Consider the following 21,116-nt stretch of genomic DNA (forward strand, 5'->3'; position numbering starts at 1 on the left):
TCTATCTTGCGTTAAAGCATGCCAACTAAACTAAAACCATGCGTAAATACATCCTTTATCTAGCTGTTATTCTTGTAATCTCTTCAGGTATGGGTTGGTTGCAAGATATAGTATGGTTGAGTAAATTAGGTTTTGTTTTAGGATTGTCATGCTTATCGGTCGGGGTTGGTTCTCTAAAATCGCTTTCTGGATACCAATACACCTTTTGGATTGTAACTGCCGTGGCGGCAGGGTTAATCTATCCACAAACATTTTTAAATATTGGAGGTATCGATTTGCGGAATAAATGGCTCATCCTTATAATCATTCAGTTGGTTATGTTTGGTATGGGCACGCAAATGAGCATCAAGGATTTTATAGGTATTCGAAAATCAGGACGAGGTGTATTGGTTGGTCTTTTATGCCAATTTACCATCATGCCCATCGTCGGTTTTATTATTGCAAAAACGTTTAGTTTCGAACCCGAAATTGCAGCGGGAATAGTACTTATTGGTTCTTGCAGCAGTGGATTGGCTTCAAACGTAATGACCTATATTGCTAAAGGCGATTTGGTCTTGTCGGTTACCGTTACGGCCATTTCAACATTAACGGCACCTATTATGACCACTTTTTTAATGAAACTGTTTGCTGGAACATTTATTGAAATCAATTTTTTCGATATGATGATGAATATCGTTAAAATCGTTTTGGTACCTCTAACGGCTGCTATGATACATGATGCCTTGAAAATTTATGGGAAGCAAGTTCGAAAGAGAATAATGGTGATGGCAAGTGTTTCTAGTATTTGGTTATTAGTGATGCTTTTATTCAGTAATGCCATTTTTGGCACTGAAAAATACAACGGTGTCGAAATTTTGAACTTTATATGTGCCGCTTTTGTTGTTGGCGTGCTTTATCATTATTTGTATAAAATTTTGCCAAAGGTTGACGGTTTTATGCCTCTTTTCTCCATGTTTGGTATTGTTTATTTTACCTTGGTAACTACGGCCGCAGGACGTGACAATTTATTGGAAATAGGAATGATATTGTTCCTTGCCGCTGTTTTGCACAACACAGCTGGTTATATTTTAGGATATTGGCTAAGTAGGGTGGGAGGATTGGATAAAAAACAAAGTCAAACCATTGCCTTTGAGGTTGGACTTCAAAATGGTGGAATGGCCTCAGGATTGGCAGGTGCTATGGGCAAATTAGCCACTTTAGGTTTAGCAGCAGCTGTGTTCAGCCCTTGGATGAATATTTCAGGTTCTTTATTAGCCAACTATTGGCGAAAGAAAAGGGAAAAAGAATGAATATTTGTTTTTCGATATTTTTGTTAAAATTTTCGTTTATTTTTTTTTGTTTTCGTTTATTTTTGTTTATTTGTGATTGACTAGTCTTAATTACCGTTTTGACTGTCAAAGATTTAGAACTAAATTAAACGAGATGTACCCTAAACAATTGTACTTTCATTGTACAGCGATACTGTTTTTTATTTCCTTCTTTGGATGCGAAAAAACTCCACCAGAAAAAATTAAACCAAGAATATTAATAAGTACTGATATTGGAGGCACCGATCCTGACGACAATCAATCCATGATTCATTTGCTGATGTATGCAAATGAGTTTCAAATTGAGGGTTTGGTTTCAACTTCATTTCAAACGGGAACGACGCAAAATATTTTTGAGATGATTGATCTTTATGAAAAAGATTTAGATAAGCTTAAAAATCATGCACCTGATTTTCCTGCACCAGATAAATTGAGGGCTGTAACGAAACAAGGCACTAAGCAAGGTGCGCCTTATAAAGGTTACCGAAAACCCACAGAAGGTTCTGATTGGATAATAAAATGCGCTAAAAAGCAAAGTGACCAACCGTTGTGGGTGTTGGTTTGGGGAGGTATTGAAGATGTAACCCAAGCATTGCATGATGCCCCAGAAATTGAAGACAAAATAAGAGTGTACTGGATTGGCGGTCCCAATAAAAAATGGGGTCCTAATGCCTATGCTTATATTGCGGAAAACCATCCTAATCTATGGATGATTGAAAACAATGCGACCTATCGTGGCTGGTTTATGGATTCAGAATCACCGAAAGATTTAAAGGCCAAAGCCTTTTTTGAAAATCACATTAAAAATGTGGGACACATGGGCGCCAATTTTATAAACTACTACGAGGGGCGAATTAAAATGGGGGATACGCCATCATTGGCCTATGTTATGAATGGAAACCCTGATGACCCTACCACCGAAAGTTGGGGTGGTGAATTTGTGAAAATCAACCACAGTTCGCGTACCATATTTCAGGGCAATAGTTCAATAGCTGATACAGTAGTGGCCTATGGCATTCAAGAATGGCATTTCAAAGGCCCAGAACTGGATATTCCTCAGGATTCGGTGTGTTTTACCATGGAAATTTCCAAACAAGTTTGGCCAGGTTATTATTTGGGCAATGGTGTTTAGGCCACCAGGTATTCCTCTAAAAAGCCTGAGACAGCCAGTTATAAAACCTCAAGTGCTATTCCCGAATTGGATGGTCATATAGGGCAGTATGTAAGTATCAAACCATGGCCAGGTAAAAAGGAAAAAGACGATTATGTTTTGGGTGAAAACTGGTACGGCGATCGACCCGATGAAGATTTATTCTTAAAAGACCAACAAGGAGCAAAAACTATTTCCAAACATCGTGAGGCCTTTTTAATGGACTGGGCCAAACGATGGGAGTGGCTTAAAAACTAAACAACATTCGAGTGAAATCATTTAAACTCATATTATTACTGGCATTAATTACAATAATGAACTTTTCCAATGCTCAGGAAAAACCAAGGTTATTCGTGCTTACTGACATTGGTGGTGACCCCGATGACCAAATGTCCATGGTTCGTTTAATGACATATTCTAACCAAATTGACATTGAGGGCCTTGTTGCCACAGAAGTTGTTAAAACAGTTAATCCAGAACGTATTCAACAGATTGTTGAAGCTTATGGAAAAGTGCGCAACAACCTAGAAATTCACGAAACAGGGTTTCCAAAGGCAGAGTATTTACAAAAATGCATTTCAAAAGGAATTCCAATAGGAGGAATGGATGGTGTTGGAGAAGGCAAAGATTCGCCAGGATCTAAGCTCCTTATTAAAGCTGTTGATAACAAAGACTCAAGGCCATTATGGGTGAATGTTTGGGGTGGACCGAACGTTTTGGCTCAAGCTTTATGGAAAGTGCGTTCCACACGTTCAAAACAGGAGCTTGCTAAGTTTGTTGCTAAACTTAGAGTTTACGCTATTTCTGATCAAGATAATAGTGGGCCATGGATTCGTAAAGAATTTCCAGAACTTTTCTATATAGTAACACCAGGTGCGAATGCTGGTGGAGGTTTTCATCATGCTACGTGGATTGGTATTGGTGGCGATAAGTTTCATGGACGCTTTGGTGGGGCAGATTTTGAATTGGTAACTAACGAATGGCTTGAGCGTAATATACGTAAAAAGGGGCCTTTGGGAAAAATGTATCCCCATTGGGAATTTATGATGGAAGGCGATTCGCCAGCTTTTCTTTATCTTGTTGATAACGGACTAAATAGCCCTGAGAATCCCAATTGGGGAGGCTGGGGAGGTCGCTACGAATTATATACACCAAAAACCGAAAAGTGGTTCTATCAACCTGAGACGCATCCTATATGGACTAATGTGCAAGATGAAGTTTTGGGTAACGACGGAGAATGGCATACCACAAACCATGCAACCATATGGAGATGGCGTGAAGCGTATCAAAATGATTTTTCCGCTCGTATGGATTGGACAATCAAACCCTATGATAAAGCCAACCATCCACCAATTGTAAAATTAGATCACCCGGCATATATAAAAGCCGGAAAAGGGGATCGTATTGAACTTAGCGCCATGAGTACAACCGATCCGGATGGCGACCCACTTTCATACCACTGGTTTTGTTATGAGGAGGCGGGTACGCGAGGCATGTCAAATTCTAGAACAGGTATTAAACATGATATTATTGGTTTTGACCAAGCTAAAGCCTCAATAACAGTTAAAAGCAGCCGTGTCATGCCTCCAGGTACTGGAACAATGCACATTATTCTTGCTGTTACCGACCATGGAAGCCCACGTTTAACACGTTACAAACGTGTTATTATAGATGTTGTTGAATAATTATAATTATAAAAGTGAAAAAGATTCTATTTTCAAGTTTCATCATTTTCTTATTTACAGGACTAATTTCCGTAAGTAGCCAAAATCAAAAAACACGTGTAATTGTAACTTCAGATGGAGAAATAGATGATGAATGTTCAATGGTTCGATTTCTTTTATATGCCAATGAATGGGATATTGAAGGCATCATCACATCAAGTTCTCAATACCATTGGCGAGGTCATAAATGGGCTGGAGATGATTGGGTAGACCCATATTTAGATGCCTACGGCCAAGTTTATTCCAATTTGGTTAAGCACGATAAAGCATATCCGTCACCGGAGTATTTAAAATCGATTGCTTTCTTGGGTAATGTAGATGCAGAGGGGGAAATGGATTCTATTACACTGGGTTCGCAGCATATTGTAAAAGTATTGTTGGATGAGGCCGATAGTCGTCCTGTTTGGATTCAGGCATGGGGTGGCACTAACACTATTGCAAGGGCGCTTAAAACTATTGAAGAAAATCATCCTGAAAAAATGGAATATGTAGCCAGCAAACTTCGTTTTTTCTTTATCTGGGAACAGGATGATACCTATCAGAAATACATTCATCCCCATTGGGGAAAATATAACATACAAACCATTATATGCGACCAATTTTGGGCTATAGCCTACCAATGGGATAAAATAATGCCAAATGATAAGATAAGTTATTTTAGAAGTGATTGGATGAAAGAAAATATTTTGGAAAATCACGGTCCTCTTTGCTCGTTATATGAAGCTTACAAAGGTAGTGGTGACAATGAAGGTTTTAGAGCCGAAAACCATAAAATGAATGGCGATTTTAGATCGGAGGGCGATTCACCATCCTTTATTCATGCCATTCCAACAGGTTTACGTTCATTAGAGTCCCCAGATTACGGTGGTTGGGGTGGTCGTTACATTAATGTTCGCGAAAATACATGGCTTGATCCTGTTCAAGAACCCAATTACACCTATCCTAAAGGCAGGTGGTATACGCAAACTGCTTGGGGGAGAAAATATATGCGTGAAACATATCCTGAGAAACAAGATTTAATGACAGCTTATTTTAAGCCTATAACCCGTTGGGCAGACGCTCTGCAAAACGATTTTGCCGCACGAGCTGATTGGTGTGTTAAATCCTTTGTTGGGGCGAACCACCCACCCGTAGTTACATTGAAAAATGAACTGGATATAAAAGCTAAGTTAGGCCAAAAAGTTAAACTTGACGCCTCAAGCTCTCATGACCCAGATGGGGATGAGCTCATTTATTCTTGGTGGATTTATCCCGAACCTAGCACCTATAAAGGAAGTGTGACAATAGAAAAATCAACGACCAATAAAGCATACTTTAGGATGCCTGAAAATGTTAAAAAAGGAGAAACAATTCATGTTGTTTGTGAGGTAAAAGATAATGGAACGCCACAATTAACAAGGTACCAAAGGGTCATTGTAAAAATAAAATAAGTTTAAAAATGAAAAATAGCATTCTGTTATTAGTTTTAATTTTAACGTGCAGCAATAGAATTACTGCGCAACAAAGCTCTGAAGGTAGAATTCCACAATACAAAGTTCCCTATGAATTTCCCAAAGTTGAAAACATAAAGGACGTTTTGAATCGGATTAGGGTCTATTATGAAGAATCTAGCAATCAAACTATTGTTGATTCCAAAACAGGTGCGCAAATAACCGATTTCAAGTCATTCAATAAAGATGCTGTTCCGTCAAAAGGCTTTTCAAGTGAGTGGTCTTATACGCATGGTGTGGTGCTTTCGGCCTTTGAGTATATAGATGATGTTATTGATGACGATAGTTTTTTTGAAAACAACACAAAATTCTATGATTATGTGTTGAAGAACTTATCATACTTTCAAAAGAATAAAAATAAGATTCATCAAGAAAAAATAGGAAGTTGGGGGCGCATTTTGAACTTCCATGCTTTAGACGATTGCGGTTCTATAGGTGCTGCATTAATAAAAACTTACTCTAAAAATAAAGACGAAAAATATCTCAGTTTAATCAACCGTACAACAGAACATATTTCTAAAAATCAATACCGTTTAGACGATGGAACATTAGCTAGAAATAGGCCACAATATCAATCAGTTTGGGCAGACGACATGTATATGAGCGTACCATTTTTAATCAACATGGGCGTGCTTACACAAGACCATAAATATTTTGATGATGCCGTAAAACAAGTGCTGCAAATGGCCAGCTATTTATATGTTGAAAGAGAAGAACTATTCGATCATGGTTGGAATGTTACTTCGGGCGATTACGACCCTCGTTTTTACTGGGGCCGAGCCAATGGTTGGGTATTGATGTCGATGGCTGAGGTGCTCAGTATTTTGCCCGAGAATTATAAAGGAAGAGCTGAAATTTTACATTTATACCGTTCTATGATTAGAAGTTTGTCGAACCTTCAGGACGGTTCTGGTTTTTGGCATAATTTATTGGACAAGACCGATACATATTTAGAAACCTCATGCACAGCAATGTTCACGTTTGCCATTGCAAAAGGTATAAATGAAGGTTGGATAAGCCATGTTTACGGGCCTGTGGCACTAACGGGCTGGAATGCCATAAATACGCGTGTGCTTGAAAACGGCGCGGTAGATGGCACTTGCGAAGGTACAACCTTTGCTCATGATAACACTTACTATTACCATAGAGGGAAAAGTATTTATGCCACCCATGGTTACGGGCCAGTACTCTATGCAGGTGCAGAAATGATTCGTTTACTGCAAAACGACAAAATCGAAATAAAAACCGCAAAAATTAACGCGAGAAACAGCACATTTCATTTTCTTTTAAAAAGTGAATGGCCGAAAAATTAGTATAATTTAAATAACAAAAAATGAAACCATCTTTTTTTTGCATGATACTCTGTTTGATAATGGTATCATGTCATTCAAATAAGAAAAACGAAAACATTGGAATCGCAGATTTAGCTATGGCTGTTGAGGGTAAAGATTCTCAATTAGCTTTTCCAACAGCAGAAGGCTATGGGAAATACACCAAAGGTGGCCGTGGCGGACAAGTTTTTGAAGTCACCAATCTCAATGACAGTGGCGATGGCAGCTTACGAACAGCAGTTGAGGCAAAAGGGCAAAGAACGGTTGTATTTAGAGTTTCAGGTAATATTGAATTGGAAAGCCCAATTAAAATTAAAAACCCGTATATTACTATTGCGGGACAAACAGCACCGGGTGATGGTATTTGTCTTAAAAACCATCCTTTAAGCATCGATGCCGATGAGGTAATTATTCGTTATATTAGGGTAAGACCAGGCGATGTATCGGGTGAAGATTACGATGCGGTATCTTCAAGATATGTTAAGAACATTATTTTAGACCATGTTTCAGCGAGCTGGAGTATTGATGAATGCATGTCTATTTACCATTGTAGTAACATTACAGTGCAGTGGTGCCTTATTTCCGAAAGTTTAAGTGGTTCCAACCATATAAAGGGTTCTCATGGTTTTGGAGGCATATGGGGTTCTAATTACGGCACATATCACCACAATTTATTGGCGCACCATTCCAGTCGTAATCCTCGAATGGCATCAGGTTCTGGATATACCGATTACAGAAATAATGTAATCTATAATTGGGGATATCAAAGTTTATATGGTGGCGAGGCACACCAAAAGGGCAATGAAAAATTCAATTTTTCAACCTTCAATATTGTAGCCAACTATTACAAACCCGGCCCGGCTACAAAACCAGGCAAAGTGTCTTATAGAATAGCCAACCCTGGTTATAGGGATGAAATTGATGATTTTGGTAAATGGTATGTTGCAAAGAATATGGTAGAAGGAAATGAAATGGTTTCAGCCGACAATTGGAATGGTGGTGTACAAACCGATATTGTTTTAGACAGCGTTAAAATAGATGCACCTTGGGATGCCATGCCAATAAAAGAACAATCTGCGGAAAAGGCTTATGGACTCGTATTACTAGAAGCTGGTGCAAGATTGCCTAGAAGAGACCCGCTAGATACTCGTATAATTGAAGAAGTTAAGGGTGGTTTTGCAACTTATGAAGGAAAGGGATATAAAAAAATAGTTGAAGTTGTTAATCCTTCTAAAAAGACTGGAATAATTGATTCGCAAGCCGATGTTGGTGGATGGCCAGAATTGCAATCGCTTCCAGCCCCGATAGATTCAGACCACGATGGTATGCCCGATGATTGGGAGAAAGAAAATGGACTGAACCCGAATGATGATGGGGATAGGAACATGGTTTCTGAAGATGGTTATACCATGCTCGAAAAATATTTAAATGGTTTAACTACAAATAATCAATAGCTTCAATTGTTTTTGTTTATTTTCGTTTATTTGCATTATGGCGTTATTACCAAACCAAAGGAGAGATAAAATAATAGAACTGTTGAAAGAGGATGGATCTGCAAAAGTTGTAGATCTGGCTAAACTTTTTAAGGTTACAGAAGTTACGATCAGACAGGATTTAGAAAAGCTTGAGTCTAAAGATTTGATTGTTCGGGAACATGGTGGCGCCTTCCTAAAAGATATACAGGATAGCGTTAAGAATTTCTCTTTAGTCCATCAAGAGAACATGGGGCTAAAGGAGGTTATTGCTTTAAAGTGTTTGGATTTTATTGAAAGTGGGGATACAATCATTTTAGACTCGGGAAGTACAACCACAGAGATAGCAAAAAAGCTGAAAGGCTATAATAACTTGACAGTAATAACCAATGCCTTAAATATTGCGTTAATGCTGGGGACTGAACCAGGTATTGAAGTGATTATGACTGGGGGCGAATTTAAGCCACCAACACTGTCTTTAACAGGGCAAAAAGCGGCAGACTTTTTTAAAGGTTTGAATGTTCAAAAATTGTTTTTGGCAACCGCAGGGATATCCCTTAAGTCTGGGTTGACATATCCCAGCATTAGTGATCTTGTAGTTAAAAAAGCAATGATTGATGCAGCCGAAATCACATATTTAGTCGCAGATAGTACCAAAATAGGAAGAACGGCTTTGGCTAGTCTAGGAGCCTTGTCTTTAATTGACTATTTAATAACAGACTCTGCCATAAAGGAAGAGGATAAAAAAGTATTCAAGAGACACGAAATAGATGTACTTATAGCATGAAAAAATCATTTTTACGAAATTGACCACCGTCTAAAAAGTAATTATAGCTTAAACCATATTTATTAATTTTAACGACTAATTGAAAAAACTAAAATAAACGAAAATATATAACATGTCAAAACAAGCATTAAGCATCGGAATTATTATTGGAAACCGCGATTTTTTTCCTGATAGTTTAGTTGAAAAAGCAAGAACCGAAATTATTGAGGTTTTTGCCAAGCTAAACCTAAAACCCATTTTACTGGAGACAACCGATACCAAATTGGGTGGCGTTGAAACTTTTAAAGAAGCCCAGAAATGTGCTGATTTATTTAAAAAACATAATGAAGAAATAGCTGGTGTTTTGGTGTTATTGCCAAACTTCGGCGATGAAAAAGGGGTTGCCGATACGCTTAAGTTGGCAAATTTGAACGTTCCTGTTTTAGTTCAGGCTTACCCAGATGAACTATCTAAAATGAATGTCGTTAATCGTCGGGATTCTTGGTGCGGTAAAATCTCCGTTTGCAATAACCTCTATCAATACGGTATTAAATATTCATTGACAAGCAAGCATGTTTGTTCGCCTTCGGAAGAAGTTTTCCAAAATGATTTAAAAGATTTTATTGCCGTTTGCCGTGTGGTGAAAGGATTAAAAAATGTACGCATTGGTGCGGTTGGCGCAAGACCAGGAGCTTTTAACACCGTGCGTTACTCCGAAAAAATATTGCAAAGAAATGGTATCACAGTGACAACGGTCGATTTATCCGAAATTCTTGGAAAGGCAGATAAACTTTCAAAAGACGATATTTCTGTTAAAAAGCACATTGAAGCCATCAATGCCTATGCGCCAAAAGGCAAAACGCCCGATGCTGCTATGATACAAATGGCAAAATTAGATGTGGTGTTAAACGATTTTGTTGAAGAATATGCTTTAGACGCCACGGCTATTCAGTGCTGGACATCGCTTCAGCAAAACTTTGGTTGCAATGTTTGTACCAGTATGAGTATCATGTCGGAAAACATGTTGCCTTCCGCGTGCGAAGTAGATGTTACCGGAACTTTAAGTATGTACGCTATGCAATTGGCATCAGGTTCCCCGAGTGCCTTGGTGGACTGGAACAACAACTATGCAGATGATGTGAATAAATGCGTGTTGTTCCACTGCGGAAACTGGGCAAAATCATTCTTACCAGATATTCAAATAAGTAATGCTCCTATTTTAGGTACTAGCGTAGGTGTTGAAAATACGTTTGGCGCTTTGGATGGTCGTACGCCTGCAATGCCATTAACATATGGGCGGATTAGTACAGATGACCCCAAAGGCATCATTAAAGCATATATTGGCGAAGGTGAATTGACCAACGACCCATTAAACACATTTGGAAACAGAGCTGTAGCTCAAATAAACGATTTGCAGGGCTTGATGAATTATGTGTGCAGAAATGGTTTTGAACACCATGTGGTTATGAATGCTTCTAAAACAGGCGCTATTCTTGAAGAGGCCTTAGGAAATTATATAGGTTGGGAAGTTTACAATCACAAAGGATAATTTCAAAAAATAGATGAAAAGGAAATAAAAATGACGAATAAAGAATTAAAATTGAAATCGGTTTACTTGAGAAAAAATCTTCTTAAGTACATCTATAAAGCAAAGGCGGGCCATACCGGAGGAAGTTTGTCGTGTGTTGATACACTGAACGTTCTTTACAATCGTGTCTTGCATGTTGACCCAAAAAACTTTAAAAATCCTGACAGAGACCGATACATTCAAAGTAAAGGTCATTGTGTTGAGGCGCTTTTTGTAACCTTGGCGGATAGAGGTTTTTTTCCAGAATCGGATTTGGAGACTTTGTGTCAATACAAATCACATTACATTGGCCATCCTACAAAAAAAGTAAATGGTGTGGAGCAAAACACAGGTGCATTGGGCCATGGCTTGCCCATTTGTGTAGGTGAAGCTATTGCTGCCAAATTAGATGGGAAAACGCATCGTGTATTCACATTATTAGGTGACGGCGAATTGCCAGAAGGCTCCAATTGGGAAGCGTTTTTATCAGCGGCTCATTATAAGCTGGATAATCTTTATGCCATTTTAGATTACAATAAACAACAAATTACGGGTGATAATAGCGATGTGATGAATACTGCCTCGGTTCGTGAAAAGTTGGAATCTTTTGGCTGGGCAGTGAAAGAAGTTGATGGCCATAATTTAGAAGAATTGGAAGCAGCTTTAAACAATGGTCCTTTAGAAAAAGGCAAACCCAATTTTATCATAGCGCACACCATTAAAGGTAAAGGCGTAAGCTATATGGAACGCAATATTAAATGGCATCATGGAGTGCCTAGCCCGGAGCAGTATGAATTGGCATTGAAAGAATTAAGTGAAGCAGAAGCATTAATCTAAGCATTATGGAGTTAGACAAAATAGAGGAGAAAGATTTAAAAATGGGTAAAGCCAATCAGGAAGTGTTTTCTGAAACCATGCAGGCTTTGGCTGAAACCGATAGAAATATTATAGCAGTAACTAGCGATTCGCGTGGTTCGGGTAAATTGGTGCCATTCGGACAAAAATATCCTAATCAGATTGTGGAAGTTGGTATTGCCGAACAAAACTTAGTGGGTGTTGCTGCTGGTTTGGCTTCCGCAGGAAAAAAGGTGTTTGCCGTTTCACCAGCATGTTTTTTAAGTGCTCGTGCTTTGGAACAGATTAAAAATGATGTCTGTTATTCCGACAACCCAGTGACTTTGGTTGGGATAAGCTCTGGTGTGAGTTATGGTGCTTTAGGGACAACGCACCACAGTTTACATGATTATGCGGTTCTTCGAGCTATTAATAATATTGCCATTGTAGCGCCTGCGGATAATTTTGAAACCGAACAAGCCGTTCGTTTCGCTGCTGAACATGGTAAACCCGTGTACATGCGCTTTGGTAAAAAAGCGATGCCTTTTTTAGACGAAAACAATACCAATTTTGAATTTGGAAAAGGTCGTGTCGTGAGAGAAGGTAATGATTTAGCCATAATTGCTTGCGGTGAAACCGTTTATCCGGCTTGGTTAGCTGCCAAAAAACTGGAAGATGAACATGGCATCAGAACAGCGGTGGTAAGCATGCATACCATAAAACCTTTAGATGTGAAATTGTTGGAAGAGTTAGCCTCCAACGGTCGGCCAATAATCACTGTTGAGGAACATATGGTAAACGGTGGTTTAGGTGAAGCTTGTGCGTCACATCTGTTTCAAAAAGGATACAAAAATCCGTTCAAAATCGTTGGGATTCCTGATGAATATACGGTTACAGGTTCACAGGTTGAAATCTTCAACCATTATGGTATTTCAAAAGAAGGCCTTTATGAAACAGGAAAAAAACTGCTAAAAATTTGATATTAGATTTTCTATGAAGATACTAACTAAACTCATTAAACTTCAAAATCTAATTATTTTACTTGCCCTATTCACCACATTGGGTTGTAAAAACAAAAATCAAGAAGAAACCAAAAAAATAGCTGTTGTTATTTCAACTTTGAATAATCCTTGGTTTGTGGTTTTGGGGGAATCGGCTGCCGAACGCGCACGAGAATTGGGTTACGAGGCTACGATTTTCGATTCACAAAACAACACCTCTAAGGAAGCAGAACATTTTGAAAATTTAATCGCCGCTGGTTATAGTGCGGTTTTGTTTAATCCAACTGATTCCGAAGGCTCCGTATCGAATGTAAAACGAGCTAAACAAGCAGGTGTTCCTGTTTTTTGTATGGATAGAGAGGTGAATTCTTTAGATGCTGCAACCTCACAAATTATCTCTGATAGTTTTTCTGGCTGTGTGGAGTTGGGTGAATATTTTGTGCGCCAACTTAACAAAAAGGGCAAATATGTAGAGCTCTTGGGGTTGGTAGGCGATAATAACACTTGGAACCGCTCCAAAGGTTTTCATAGTGTGGTAGACCATTTTCCAGATTTGGAAATGGTAGCACAACAAAGCGCCGATTTCGACCGTAGTAAAGCGCTGGAAGTTTTAGAATCAGTATTGCAATCCAACCCAGATATTAATGCCGTTTTCTGTGGAAACGATGCCATGGCCATGGGTGCTTATCAAGCATTGGTGGCCGCGGGAAAAGCAGATAGCGTCATGGTTTTTGGCTTTGATGGTGCCGAAGATGTCATGAATGCCATTCACGACAAAAAAATAAAGGCAACCGTCATGCAGTCTCCCAAAGCAATGGCTAGAACGGCCGCTGAATTGGCCGACCAATACATTAAAGGCAAACGCGATTTTAGTGCTAAAACACCACTTGCGGTTCAGGTGGTGACACAGGATAATATTAATGAATTTGGAGCCTACGGTTCTGAAAAATAAGCGACTATGAAAAAGCCAATTAAATACATCCTTACTGCATTAATTCTTGGTATTTCGGTTTATAATTCCATTTACATCAAAAAGTTAAACGAACTAAAAGATAAGAAGAACAATGCTGTTTTTAACGCAAAAACCTTTGCGAGTGATTTCATGAGTACCAAAATTGAAACACTTAAAAGCATCAATAGTTCTATGTTTTTGAATGATATAGCTAAGGATGTAAAGGAATATGCTGAGACTAACGGTAACAATTTGGGCATTAGCAATGATTACTATTTTATAATCGATGGGAACGCAACCGTGATAAATATTAAGGAGGAAGATGTGGTGATTTCACTAAATGAAAACAGTCACCGAATATTAAAAATTGCTACCGATTTCATCTTTGGAAACGCCATTCGCGAGGGTGCTAAAATGGCCAACATTGGCGATTATCAAAACACCATGGATTACAATAATATTTCGGTTGAAGTAAATAACTTAGTTAGGGAAACTATTGTTTCTCCATTTGGAAAATCCGTAAAAGAAGGTGATGCCATCTACTTTAAAGGCGCAGTAAAGGTAAATACCAAAAAACCTATGCTTGATTCCTTAAGAGTCATTCCACTTTTATTAAAAATTAATAAATAGAGTTCTTGGAAAATCAGCTTAACATTATATTTCAAGCAAAAAAGATTACCAAACGTTTTGGTGGCATTACGGCTTTAGATACCGTGAATCTTGATGTACATGCGGGCAAGGTAAATGTTATTGTTGGGGAAAATGGTGCCGGAAAGTCCACCTTAATGAAGATTCTTTCGGGGGTTTATCCAGATTATGAAGGCGATTTGTTTTTGAATGGCGAGAAAGTCAATTTCAACAACCCCAAAGAAGCCAGTCTAAAAGGCATTGCCATAATTCATCAGGAATTAAATTTAGTTCCATATTTGAGTATTACCGAAAATATTTTTTTAGGGAGAGAAATCCATAACAGTTTCGGGATTCTGGATACAAAACAAATGCAGGCTAAAACCAAAGAATTGTTGTCCAGATTAGACTGTCATTTAAACCCCAAAACACTTATTTCGCAACTTCGTGTGGGCGAGCAGCAACTTATTGAAATTGCCAAAGCACTTATAGAAGACGCCAAAGTGGTGATTATGGATGAACCTACTTCGGCTATTTCAGACTCTGAGGTGGAATCGCTTTTCAGAATAATCGATTCACTTAAAAAACAAAACGTTTCCATTCTTTATATCTCACATAAATTAGATGAATTGTTTTTAATTGCCGACCGTTTTATTGGTTTACGCGACGGAAAAACCGTGGGAACAATTGAAAATGTTGAAGGTGCTACCAAAGACGATTTGATTCGTTTGATGGTGGGGCGCGATATTAAAAATAAGTACCAAAAGGATGCCGTAAAATTAGGCGACGATGTTTTAACTGTTGAAAATATTGGCCTTCCCAATGTGGGCAGTAAATTAAAGTACATTATCAAAGACATCAATTTCACATTAAAAAAAGGAGAGGTTTTGGGCATTTTTGGGTTGATGGGCGCTGGCCGTACCGAATTGCTCGAAACCATTTTTGGTTTGCATCCCAAAGTAATGGCTGGTCGTGTTGTTATAGACAATGAAGAAGTTAAGATTAAGTCGGTTGCCGATGCCATTAAAAACGGACTCGGGTTAGTGCCGGAAGACCGCAAGGAAGACGGTTTGGTGCTTCAAATGGAAATCAGCAAAAACACGAGTATGGCTTCAATAAACGGCGTAGTGAAAAACGGATTTTTGAACCATAAACTGGAAGCCGAACTTTCAAAAAAATACATTGAAGCGCTCAAAATAAAAACGCCTTCAGAAAAACAATTGGCTAAAAACCTAAGCGGTGGAAACCAACAAAAAGTGGTTTTGGCTAAATGGTTGGCCACTAAACCTAAAGTGTTGTTTTTGGATGAACCCACTAGAGGAATTGATGTAAATGCCAAAAACGAAATTTATCACCTCATTAATAATTTGGCAAAAGAAGGTTTGGGTATTGTGGTGGTTTCATCTGAATTGCCAGAAATCATGACTATTTCCGATAGAATTTTGGTGTTGAGCAATTCAAAAATATCTGGAGAATTCAATCAAGAAAATGCTAGTGAAGAAAGCATCATGCAAGCAGCAACTTTATAAAACAACCGTCTAAACGATATCACTGCAAAAAATGACAGATGTAAAATCTACTTTAGTGAAATTTCAATCCATAATAGCGCTTTTGGTGCTGTGTATTGTGTTGACCATTTTATCCGATAAATTTTTTACCATGGAAAACGGTTGGAATATAGCCCGACAAATCTCTATAAATGTGTGTATTTCGGTGGGGATGACTTTGGTGATTTTAACAAAGGGTATCGATTTATCTGTAGGTTCTATGTTGGCGTTTAGTGGCGCCATTGTTGCAGGTTTGTTAAAATTCGGATTGGAATTTCCCTCCATAAATACCTTTGTAGGTTTTACCGTTTTTGGTGCTATATTGGCAGGATTGATAGTTGGTGGCGGATTGGGTGTGTTTAATGGCTGGATGATTACTAAATTTAAAGTGCCCCCATTTGTGGCTACATTGGCTATGCTTACCATAGCTCGAGGAGCAACTATGTTGTGGACGGGTGGTTTCCCAATAACAGGCTTGGGCGATAACTTTGCATTCATTGGTACAGGGTGGTTTTTAGGCATTCCCATGCCCGTTTGGATTACCACTGTGGTGGTAGCTTTTGCTGTTATTTTAACCAAGAAAACAAAATTCGGCCGTCATATTTATGCCATTGGCGGAAACGAAAGTGCTGCACGGCTATCGGGCATCAATATCAATAAAGTAAAGATATGGGTTTATGCCATTGCCGGAATTTTAGCTGCGGTAGGCGGTATTATTTTAACCTCGCGTTTGGATTCCGCACAACCCAATGCGGGAATGAGCTATGAATTGGATTCCATTGCGGCGGTGGTTATTGGTGGCACATCGCTTTCTGGAGGGCGTGGTTCCATAATGGGTACGGTGCAAGGCGCACTCATTATTGGCGTTTTGAATAGCGGTTTGGTTCTGTTGAATGTTTCGCCTTTTTGGCAACAAATCATTAAAGGTTTTGTGATACTGATTGCTGTTATTATGGACCGATTAAACCATCCCGCAGAAGATTAAAAGATTAAAAATCAATTAAAAGCATGTCTAAATCCTATATTTTATCGATAGACCAAGGAACAAGTGGAACCAAAGCCATTATTTTTGATGAACTTGGCAATGTTGTTATTAAAACTACAGAACCTTTAAAATCATATTATCCAGAATCGAGTTTTGTAGAGCAAAATCCAGAGGAAATTTATCAATCGGTAATTCATGTAGTTAAAAATTGTATTTCAGAGTTTAACGAAAAATTTTCAGGGGATGATCATAGAATTGTTTCTTGCGGCGTATCCAATCAAAGAGAAACTTTTGTATTGTGGGACAAAAATGGAAATCCGCTTCATAATGCGGTGGTTTGGCAGTGCAAACGATCTATTTCAATATGTGAAAAGCTAAAGGAGGAGGATTTAGAATCAACCATAAATTCTAAAACTGGATTAACCATAGACCCCTATTTTTCGGCTACCAAAGCCACTTGGCTTTATGAAAACAATCCTAAGGTGAACGAAGCCATAGATTCGGGTAATGCATTTTTTGGAACTGTGGATACCTGGTTGCTGTACAAACTCACCAACGGTAAAAGCTATAAAACTGACCATACTAATGCATCGCGTACCTTATTTTACAATATCTATGATTTAGAATGGGATGAAGAATTGCTTGAAATTTTCAAACTTGAAAAGTTAAATTTACCTGAAGTCACCTTTTCATCTGATTATTTTGGTGATTCTACATTTGAAGGCATATTCATCAATCCATTGCCAATAACAGGAATGATTGGTGACTCACAGGCGGCATTTTTCGGTGAAGCCTGTTTTACAAACGGTATGGCAAAAGCTACTTTAGGAACAGGTTCTTCCATTCTTTACAATGCTGAAAAAATGGAAACACATGCCAAAAACGGTATGTTAACAACTATTGGATGGAGTATAAATGGACAAGTAAATTATGCCCTTGAGGGTGTTATAGTAAGTTGTGGCTCTACGTTGGAATGGTTAAAAAATCAGTTGGACATATTCACTTCTCATAACCAAATTGAAACTATGGCAACATCTTTAACATTTAATGAAGGGGTTTATCTGGTACCCGCATTTAGTGGCATGGGTGCACCGTATTGGCAGAAACATTGGAAAGCTTCCATTCATGGATTGACTTTCGGAACCAGAAAAGAACATCTGGTAAGAGCTGCTTTAGAATCTATTGCTTTTCAAATAAAAGACGTTATTCAATCTATTGAGGAAGAAACCAACTCATCGTTGAAAGAACTAAAAGTAAATGGCGGGATTACGGCCAATAATTTTTTGATGCAATTTATATGCGATTTGTTGAAAACACCAATTACGAATATGGGCATTACCGACGTGTCCGCTTGGGGTGCTGCCCTGATGGCCGGATTAGGTGCAAAATTTTGGTATACAGTAAATGATTTTCCCGAACCCTCACCAGAGGTTGTTAAAAGCTATATACCAAATAGCAACAACCAATCAGTGCAAACTTCTTATAGTAATTGGCAAATTATTCTTAAAAATAAAAAGGCTTAACAAGTTATTCGTACAATATCCATTTAAGAGAGCTATAAGAAAAAGGATGTTAAAATAACTTCATATCGAACAAAAACGGATTTCACCGAATTAAATTACAAATGCTAATAAAGGCATTAAAAAAAGACCTATCTTAAGTAGTCAAATTTGATGCTTCACAAGTGAATCATTGATTCATAACTATTTACTTATAAAATTGACCGTTGTTCAAAAATAGTTGTGAATTAAAATAAAATTCGCAATTTTGAATATTCAAATACAATCGATTACAAAAATTATATTTAACAACTAAAAAACTATTCAAAATGAAAAAAAAATTACTATTGCTTTTAATGCCAGTGTTATTGCTGACGGCAGTTTCGCAAGCCCAAATAAAATATTGGGATTTTGGGGCTAAAGAATTGGGGGCTGGTTATGACAACATGCTTCCTGAATTCTATTTGAATGCATTTGCCAATTATTTACGCCAAATAAATTGGGTTGATGGAAGTGGTACTGTAGTTACAAATTATGCCGACGGTGTTGCCTATGCACCCAAAGATGGTTATGAAAATGAAAATGGACAAAGTGTTGAATCAATCTATTTCACAACATTTAATGCAAATTATGCAGACTATGCAAATTTTCACTTTACGCTATCATCTAAAGGTTCTTCACCAAATCCACCCAATGGTACGTTGTTAAGTGGAGAAAGTCTATACACTAAACCCCAAATGTTACCTGATTTAGATGGTGCGACAAATATGGTATTTTATAAAGACAGTAATAGCGATGCCCTAATGACTGTAAATACCAACTTAACAAGATATGATGAGCGAACAGGAATGCCAGATGACATATCTGGTGAGTTTGAAGGGTGTATTCAGTTTACAACACCTGGGGCTAAACGCTATAACAGTACTCGATTTAGAGGCTTTTTAATGGATTTACAAGCGAACGAATATGTAACGGTAGTTGGTGCAGGTCAATATACCGATATTGAAGGCGATCAAAGTTTAGGTTGTGAAACAGGTTATCTGTCTTTTGAATCTTATGGAGGAACTGGAACACCAGTATATCAAGAAGACTATGGCACAGGCAAAGGTGCTTTTGATTGTAGTGGTTTGAGCGGTGGAGATACTGGAGATGAAGCGCCACGAGTTATGGAGTTTCAAGCCGGTCCAGCACAACAGTACCGACTTGCAAATCGTGGTGGTAAAATAAGAATTTACAGAATTTATGTTAGTTCATCTTCCATTAAAAGCCAAGTAGAAGCTCTTCTTGGTGTTGATGATTTAGCATCACCTGTTTCTACAGATTTAAAAGCGGTTGGTAACAGAGTATATCTATCAAACGTTAAATTAAACACAGAAGTTAACATTTACGGCATTACAGGTGCATTGGTTAAAACTCTTAAAGTTGATACAAACACTGACTTTGAATTTAAATCAGGACTTTGGATTGCAACAATTAAGACTGCTGAAGGACAAAAATCAGTTAAATTTGTAACTAAGTAATCCATAAAATAGATTTCAAAATTTAATCCTTAAGTTTTAAGGATATTCAAAATCCCTTGAAGGTAATTAATGTAATCTTCAAGGGATTTTTTTATGTTTCATTTCAAAAAAGTATTGAGCAGTTAAGTAGGTATATTTACTAAGCTATAGTTATAAATGAAATAAAAAAAGCGACACATTGGTCGCTTTTTGTTTTAAATCTATTTTATGATTATTGCCCCATCATTTCTTGAATTCTTTCTTGCAAAAGTTCTTGGTCTTGTAGTGTATCCCAACCAAAAGTCATCACCATAAAAGCTACAAAAAGTAAATATAGTGCACTAAGAACGATTCCTATGATGGCTAAAATTTTTCCGGTTTTTACATTTGAAATTCCGGTGTAGCCTTCTGGGTTTTCAGTGTAAACTTTGGTTGCTTTGTTTGCCAAAACTACTGCAATGATACCAAGTATTAAACCAACGAAGCCATAACAGCAACAGGTTACGATTGACAAGATTCCGAATATCAATATTAATGTTGCATTGGGTAATTTTTGTTGTTCCATATTATTGTTTTAATTGATTATAAATGTTTTTGCCACGAAGTTTCCAACGATGATAACACCATTAAGAACAGCCAAAATAGTAATTATTTTGTTTGCATACTTGAAATTACTAAACGTATTAAAAGCCACGAGACCAAAAAGTATGATTAATGTATAAACAGCTGGGTACATATGAAAAGCCGCTGCAAATTCACCATCAAAAATTAAAGCTATAGAACGTTGCAAGCCACAGCCCATGCACTCAATGCCAAAAAGTTTTTTGTTTAAGCAGGGCAACATGTATTCTTCCATGGGATAAAATAAAAGTTTAAGGTACTAAAATATAAAAGAGTAGTTTTTAATATTCTTTTTTTGAAATACTTATTTATTACTCTAACAGTTTTATGGTATTAAGACGATAAAGCAGCAGCACCAATTCCTGCAAAAACTAATATCAATAAAATTATTCCAATCAATTAAATAACTAAACCGGCAATGGCTAATCCTCTTGGAGCTTTAAAAATCCCTATAAAGGATAATACAAGACCAAGAATCCATATTAACCAGCCCAAAATAGGAATCCATCCAATAAATAATGCTATTAGGACAAGAACAAAACCTGCGGTTCCCAAGCCGTTAGATTTTTTCTCTGTTTGATTCACGATGATGGTCTGTCCAGAATTATTTTGTCCTCTGTTTTGACTTTCTTCCATCAGAGTTGATTTTCAGTTGGTTGTTGATAAAATAAAGATAGCAAAAGTCCGCCTAAAATGCTCTTTTTTTATGAAGCAAATGAGCCAGGGAATTATTAAATAGAAACT

General features: G+C 37.7%; 20 protein-coding genes. 17 read left to right on the forward strand and 3 right to left on the reverse strand.

Translation table 11 applies throughout. The features are described from left to right. The first annotated feature begins 38 nt into the window (after positions 1–38). The 17 genes from ACB104_RS13425 (at position 39) to ACB104_RS13505 (ending at position 19,772) form a co-directional block, all read left to right on the forward strand. Positions 39–1,289 (forward strand): bile acid:sodium symporter family protein, encoded by a 1,251-nt coding sequence (locus ACB104_RS13425; RefSeq protein ID WP_370479526.1) that lies wholly within the window; start codon positions 39–41, stop codon positions 1,287–1,289. 133 nt (positions 1,290–1,422) lie between these two features. After that, on the forward strand, positions 1,423–2,439 hold the full coding sequence (locus ACB104_RS13430) for a nucleoside hydrolase-like domain-containing protein (RefSeq protein ID WP_370479528.1): 1,017 nt from the start codon (positions 1,423–1,425) through the stop codon (positions 2,437–2,439). A 66-nt stretch (positions 2,440–2,505) separates the two neighbouring features. Next, the gene (locus ACB104_RS13435) at positions 2,506–2,715 is read left to right on the forward strand and encodes a hypothetical protein (protein WP_370479530.1); all 210 of its coding nucleotides are present in this window, start codon (positions 2,506–2,508) and stop codon (positions 2,713–2,715) included. 11 nt (positions 2,716–2,726) lie between these two features. Continuing rightward, positions 2,727–4,142, forward strand: coding sequence for a DUF1593 domain-containing protein (locus ACB104_RS13440; RefSeq protein WP_370479532.1), 1,416 nt, complete (start codon positions 2,727–2,729; stop codon positions 4,140–4,142). 14 nt (positions 4,143–4,156) lie between these two features. Then, positions 4,157–5,611, forward strand: a complete 1,455-nt coding sequence (locus ACB104_RS13445; RefSeq protein ID WP_370479534.1) for a DUF1593 domain-containing protein — start codon at positions 4,157–4,159, stop codon at positions 5,609–5,611. An 8-nt stretch (positions 5,612–5,619) separates the two neighbouring features. Further along, positions 5,620–6,984: a glycoside hydrolase family 88/105 protein gene (locus ACB104_RS13450; RefSeq protein ID WP_370479535.1), complete on the forward strand. Its 1,365-nt coding sequence runs from the start codon at positions 5,620–5,622 to the stop codon at positions 6,982–6,984. A gap of 20 nt (positions 6,985–7,004) precedes the next feature. Then, a complete protein-coding gene (locus ACB104_RS13455; RefSeq protein ID WP_370479537.1) occupies positions 7,005–8,456 on the forward strand; it encodes a pectate lyase family protein in 1,452 nt (483 codons plus the stop codon). 37 nt (positions 8,457–8,493) lie between these two features. Then, a complete protein-coding gene (locus tag ACB104_RS13460) occupies positions 8,494–9,261 on the forward strand; it encodes a DeoR/GlpR family DNA-binding transcription regulator (RefSeq protein WP_370479538.1) in 768 nt (255 codons plus the stop codon). Positions 9,262–9,373: 112 nt separating this feature from the next. Continuing rightward, the gene (locus ACB104_RS13465; RefSeq protein WP_370479540.1) at positions 9,374–10,789 is read left to right on the forward strand and encodes an L-fucose/L-arabinose isomerase family protein; all 1,416 of its coding nucleotides are present in this window, start codon (positions 9,374–9,376) and stop codon (positions 10,787–10,789) included. Positions 10,790–10,819: 30 nt separating this feature from the next. Further along, on the forward strand, positions 10,820–11,644 hold the full coding sequence (locus ACB104_RS13470; RefSeq protein ID WP_370479541.1) for a transketolase: 825 nt from the start codon (positions 10,820–10,822) through the stop codon (positions 11,642–11,644). Positions 11,645–11,649: 5 nt separating this feature from the next. Further along, entirely contained in the window at positions 11,650–12,621 is a 972-nt protein-coding gene (locus ACB104_RS13475) for a transketolase family protein (protein ID WP_370479543.1), read from the forward strand. Positions 12,622–12,634: 13 nt separating this feature from the next. Continuing rightward, the gene (locus ACB104_RS13480) at positions 12,635–13,594 is read left to right on the forward strand and encodes a D-ribose ABC transporter substrate-binding protein (protein WP_370479545.1); all 960 of its coding nucleotides are present in this window, start codon (positions 12,635–12,637) and stop codon (positions 13,592–13,594) included. A 6-nt stretch (positions 13,595–13,600) separates the two neighbouring features. Next, complete coding sequence (locus tag ACB104_RS13485; RefSeq protein WP_370479546.1) at positions 13,601–14,224, forward strand: DUF2291 family protein; 624 nt, start codon at positions 13,601–13,603, stop codon at positions 14,222–14,224. Positions 14,225–14,229: 5 nt separating this feature from the next. Next, on the forward strand, positions 14,230–15,750 hold the full coding sequence (locus ACB104_RS13490) for a sugar ABC transporter ATP-binding protein (RefSeq protein ID WP_370479548.1): 1,521 nt from the start codon (positions 14,230–14,232) through the stop codon (positions 15,748–15,750). Between the two features lie 31 nt (positions 15,751–15,781). Further along, positions 15,782–16,753: an ABC transporter permease gene (locus ACB104_RS13495; RefSeq protein WP_370479549.1), complete on the forward strand. Its 972-nt coding sequence runs from the start codon at positions 15,782–15,784 to the stop codon at positions 16,751–16,753. A gap of 23 nt (positions 16,754–16,776) precedes the next feature. After that, positions 16,777–18,276: an FGGY family carbohydrate kinase gene (locus ACB104_RS13500; RefSeq protein ID WP_370479550.1), complete on the forward strand. Its 1,500-nt coding sequence runs from the start codon at positions 16,777–16,779 to the stop codon at positions 18,274–18,276. A gap of 305 nt (positions 18,277–18,581) precedes the next feature. Further along, positions 18,582–19,772: a T9SS type A sorting domain-containing protein gene (locus ACB104_RS13505; protein WP_370479552.1), complete on the forward strand. Its 1,191-nt coding sequence runs from the start codon at positions 18,582–18,584 to the stop codon at positions 19,770–19,772. Positions 19,773–19,983: 211 nt separating this feature from the next. Here ACB104_RS13505 and ACB104_RS13510 read toward each other — a convergent pair whose 3' ends face one another. From ACB104_RS13510 to ACB104_RS13520, 3 genes are all read right to left on the reverse strand, one after another. Then, on the reverse strand, positions 19,984–20,316 hold the full coding sequence (locus ACB104_RS13510) for a CCC motif membrane protein (protein WP_370479553.1): 333 nt from the start codon (positions 20,314–20,316) through the stop codon (positions 19,984–19,986). A 9-nt stretch (positions 20,317–20,325) separates the two neighbouring features. Further along, on the reverse strand, positions 20,326–20,607 hold the full coding sequence (locus tag ACB104_RS13515) for a DUF2752 domain-containing protein (RefSeq protein ID WP_370479555.1): 282 nt from the start codon (positions 20,605–20,607) through the stop codon (positions 20,326–20,328). 164 nt (positions 20,608–20,771) lie between these two features. After that, positions 20,772–21,008: a hypothetical protein gene (locus ACB104_RS13520; RefSeq protein ID WP_370479557.1), complete on the reverse strand. Its 237-nt coding sequence runs from the start codon at positions 21,006–21,008 to the stop codon at positions 20,772–20,774. Between the last annotated feature and the right edge of the window lie 108 nt (positions 21,009–21,116).

It is taken from the genome of Tamlana flava, from assembly GCF_041287255.1.
Lineage (GTDB): Bacteria > Bacteroidota > Bacteroidia > Flavobacteriales > Flavobacteriaceae > Tamlana > Tamlana flava.

Excerpts from the sequence above, each read along its gene's own strand:
- ACB104_RS13520 (WP_370479557.1), bottom strand. The coding sequence starts at position 21,008 with ATGGAAGAAAGTCAAAACAGAGGACAAAATAATTCTGGACAGACCATC.
- ACB104_RS13480 (WP_370479545.1), top strand. The coding sequence starts at position 12,635 with ATGAAGATACTAACTAAACTCATTAAACTTCAAAATCTAATTATTTTA.
- ACB104_RS13475 (WP_370479543.1), top strand. The coding sequence starts at position 11,650 with ATGGAGTTAGACAAAATAGAGGAGAAAGATTTAAAAATGGGTAAAGCC.
- ACB104_RS13500 (WP_370479550.1), top strand. The coding sequence starts at position 16,777 with ATGTCTAAATCCTATATTTTATCGATAGACCAAGGAACAAGTGGAACC.
- ACB104_RS13465 (WP_370479540.1), top strand. The coding sequence starts at position 9,374 with ATGTCAAAACAAGCATTAAGCATCGGAATTATTATTGGAAACCGCGAT.
- ACB104_RS13515 (WP_370479555.1), bottom strand. The coding sequence starts at position 20,607 with ATGGAAGAATACATGTTGCCCTGCTTAAACAAAAAACTTTTTGGCATT.
- ACB104_RS13470 (WP_370479541.1), top strand. The coding sequence starts at position 10,820 with ATGACGAATAAAGAATTAAAATTGAAATCGGTTTACTTGAGAAAAAAT.
- ACB104_RS13455 (WP_370479537.1), top strand. The coding sequence starts at position 7,005 with ATGAAACCATCTTTTTTTTGCATGATACTCTGTTTGATAATGGTATCA.
- ACB104_RS13460 (WP_370479538.1), top strand. The coding sequence starts at position 8,494 with ATGGCGTTATTACCAAACCAAAGGAGAGATAAAATAATAGAACTGTTG.
- ACB104_RS13485 (WP_370479546.1), top strand. The coding sequence starts at position 13,601 with ATGAAAAAGCCAATTAAATACATCCTTACTGCATTAATTCTTGGTATT.
- ACB104_RS13510 (WP_370479553.1), bottom strand. The coding sequence starts at position 20,316 with ATGGAACAACAAAAATTACCCAATGCAACATTAATATTGATATTCGGA.
- ACB104_RS13495 (WP_370479549.1), top strand. The coding sequence starts at position 15,782 with ATGACAGATGTAAAATCTACTTTAGTGAAATTTCAATCCATAATAGCG.
- ACB104_RS13450 (WP_370479535.1), top strand. The coding sequence starts at position 5,620 with ATGAAAAATAGCATTCTGTTATTAGTTTTAATTTTAACGTGCAGCAAT.
- ACB104_RS13430 (WP_370479528.1), top strand. The coding sequence starts at position 1,423 with ATGTACCCTAAACAATTGTACTTTCATTGTACAGCGATACTGTTTTTT.
- ACB104_RS13425 (WP_370479526.1), top strand. The coding sequence starts at position 39 with ATGCGTAAATACATCCTTTATCTAGCTGTTATTCTTGTAATCTCTTCA.
- ACB104_RS13505 (WP_370479552.1), top strand. The coding sequence starts at position 18,582 with ATGAAAAAAAAATTACTATTGCTTTTAATGCCAGTGTTATTGCTGACG.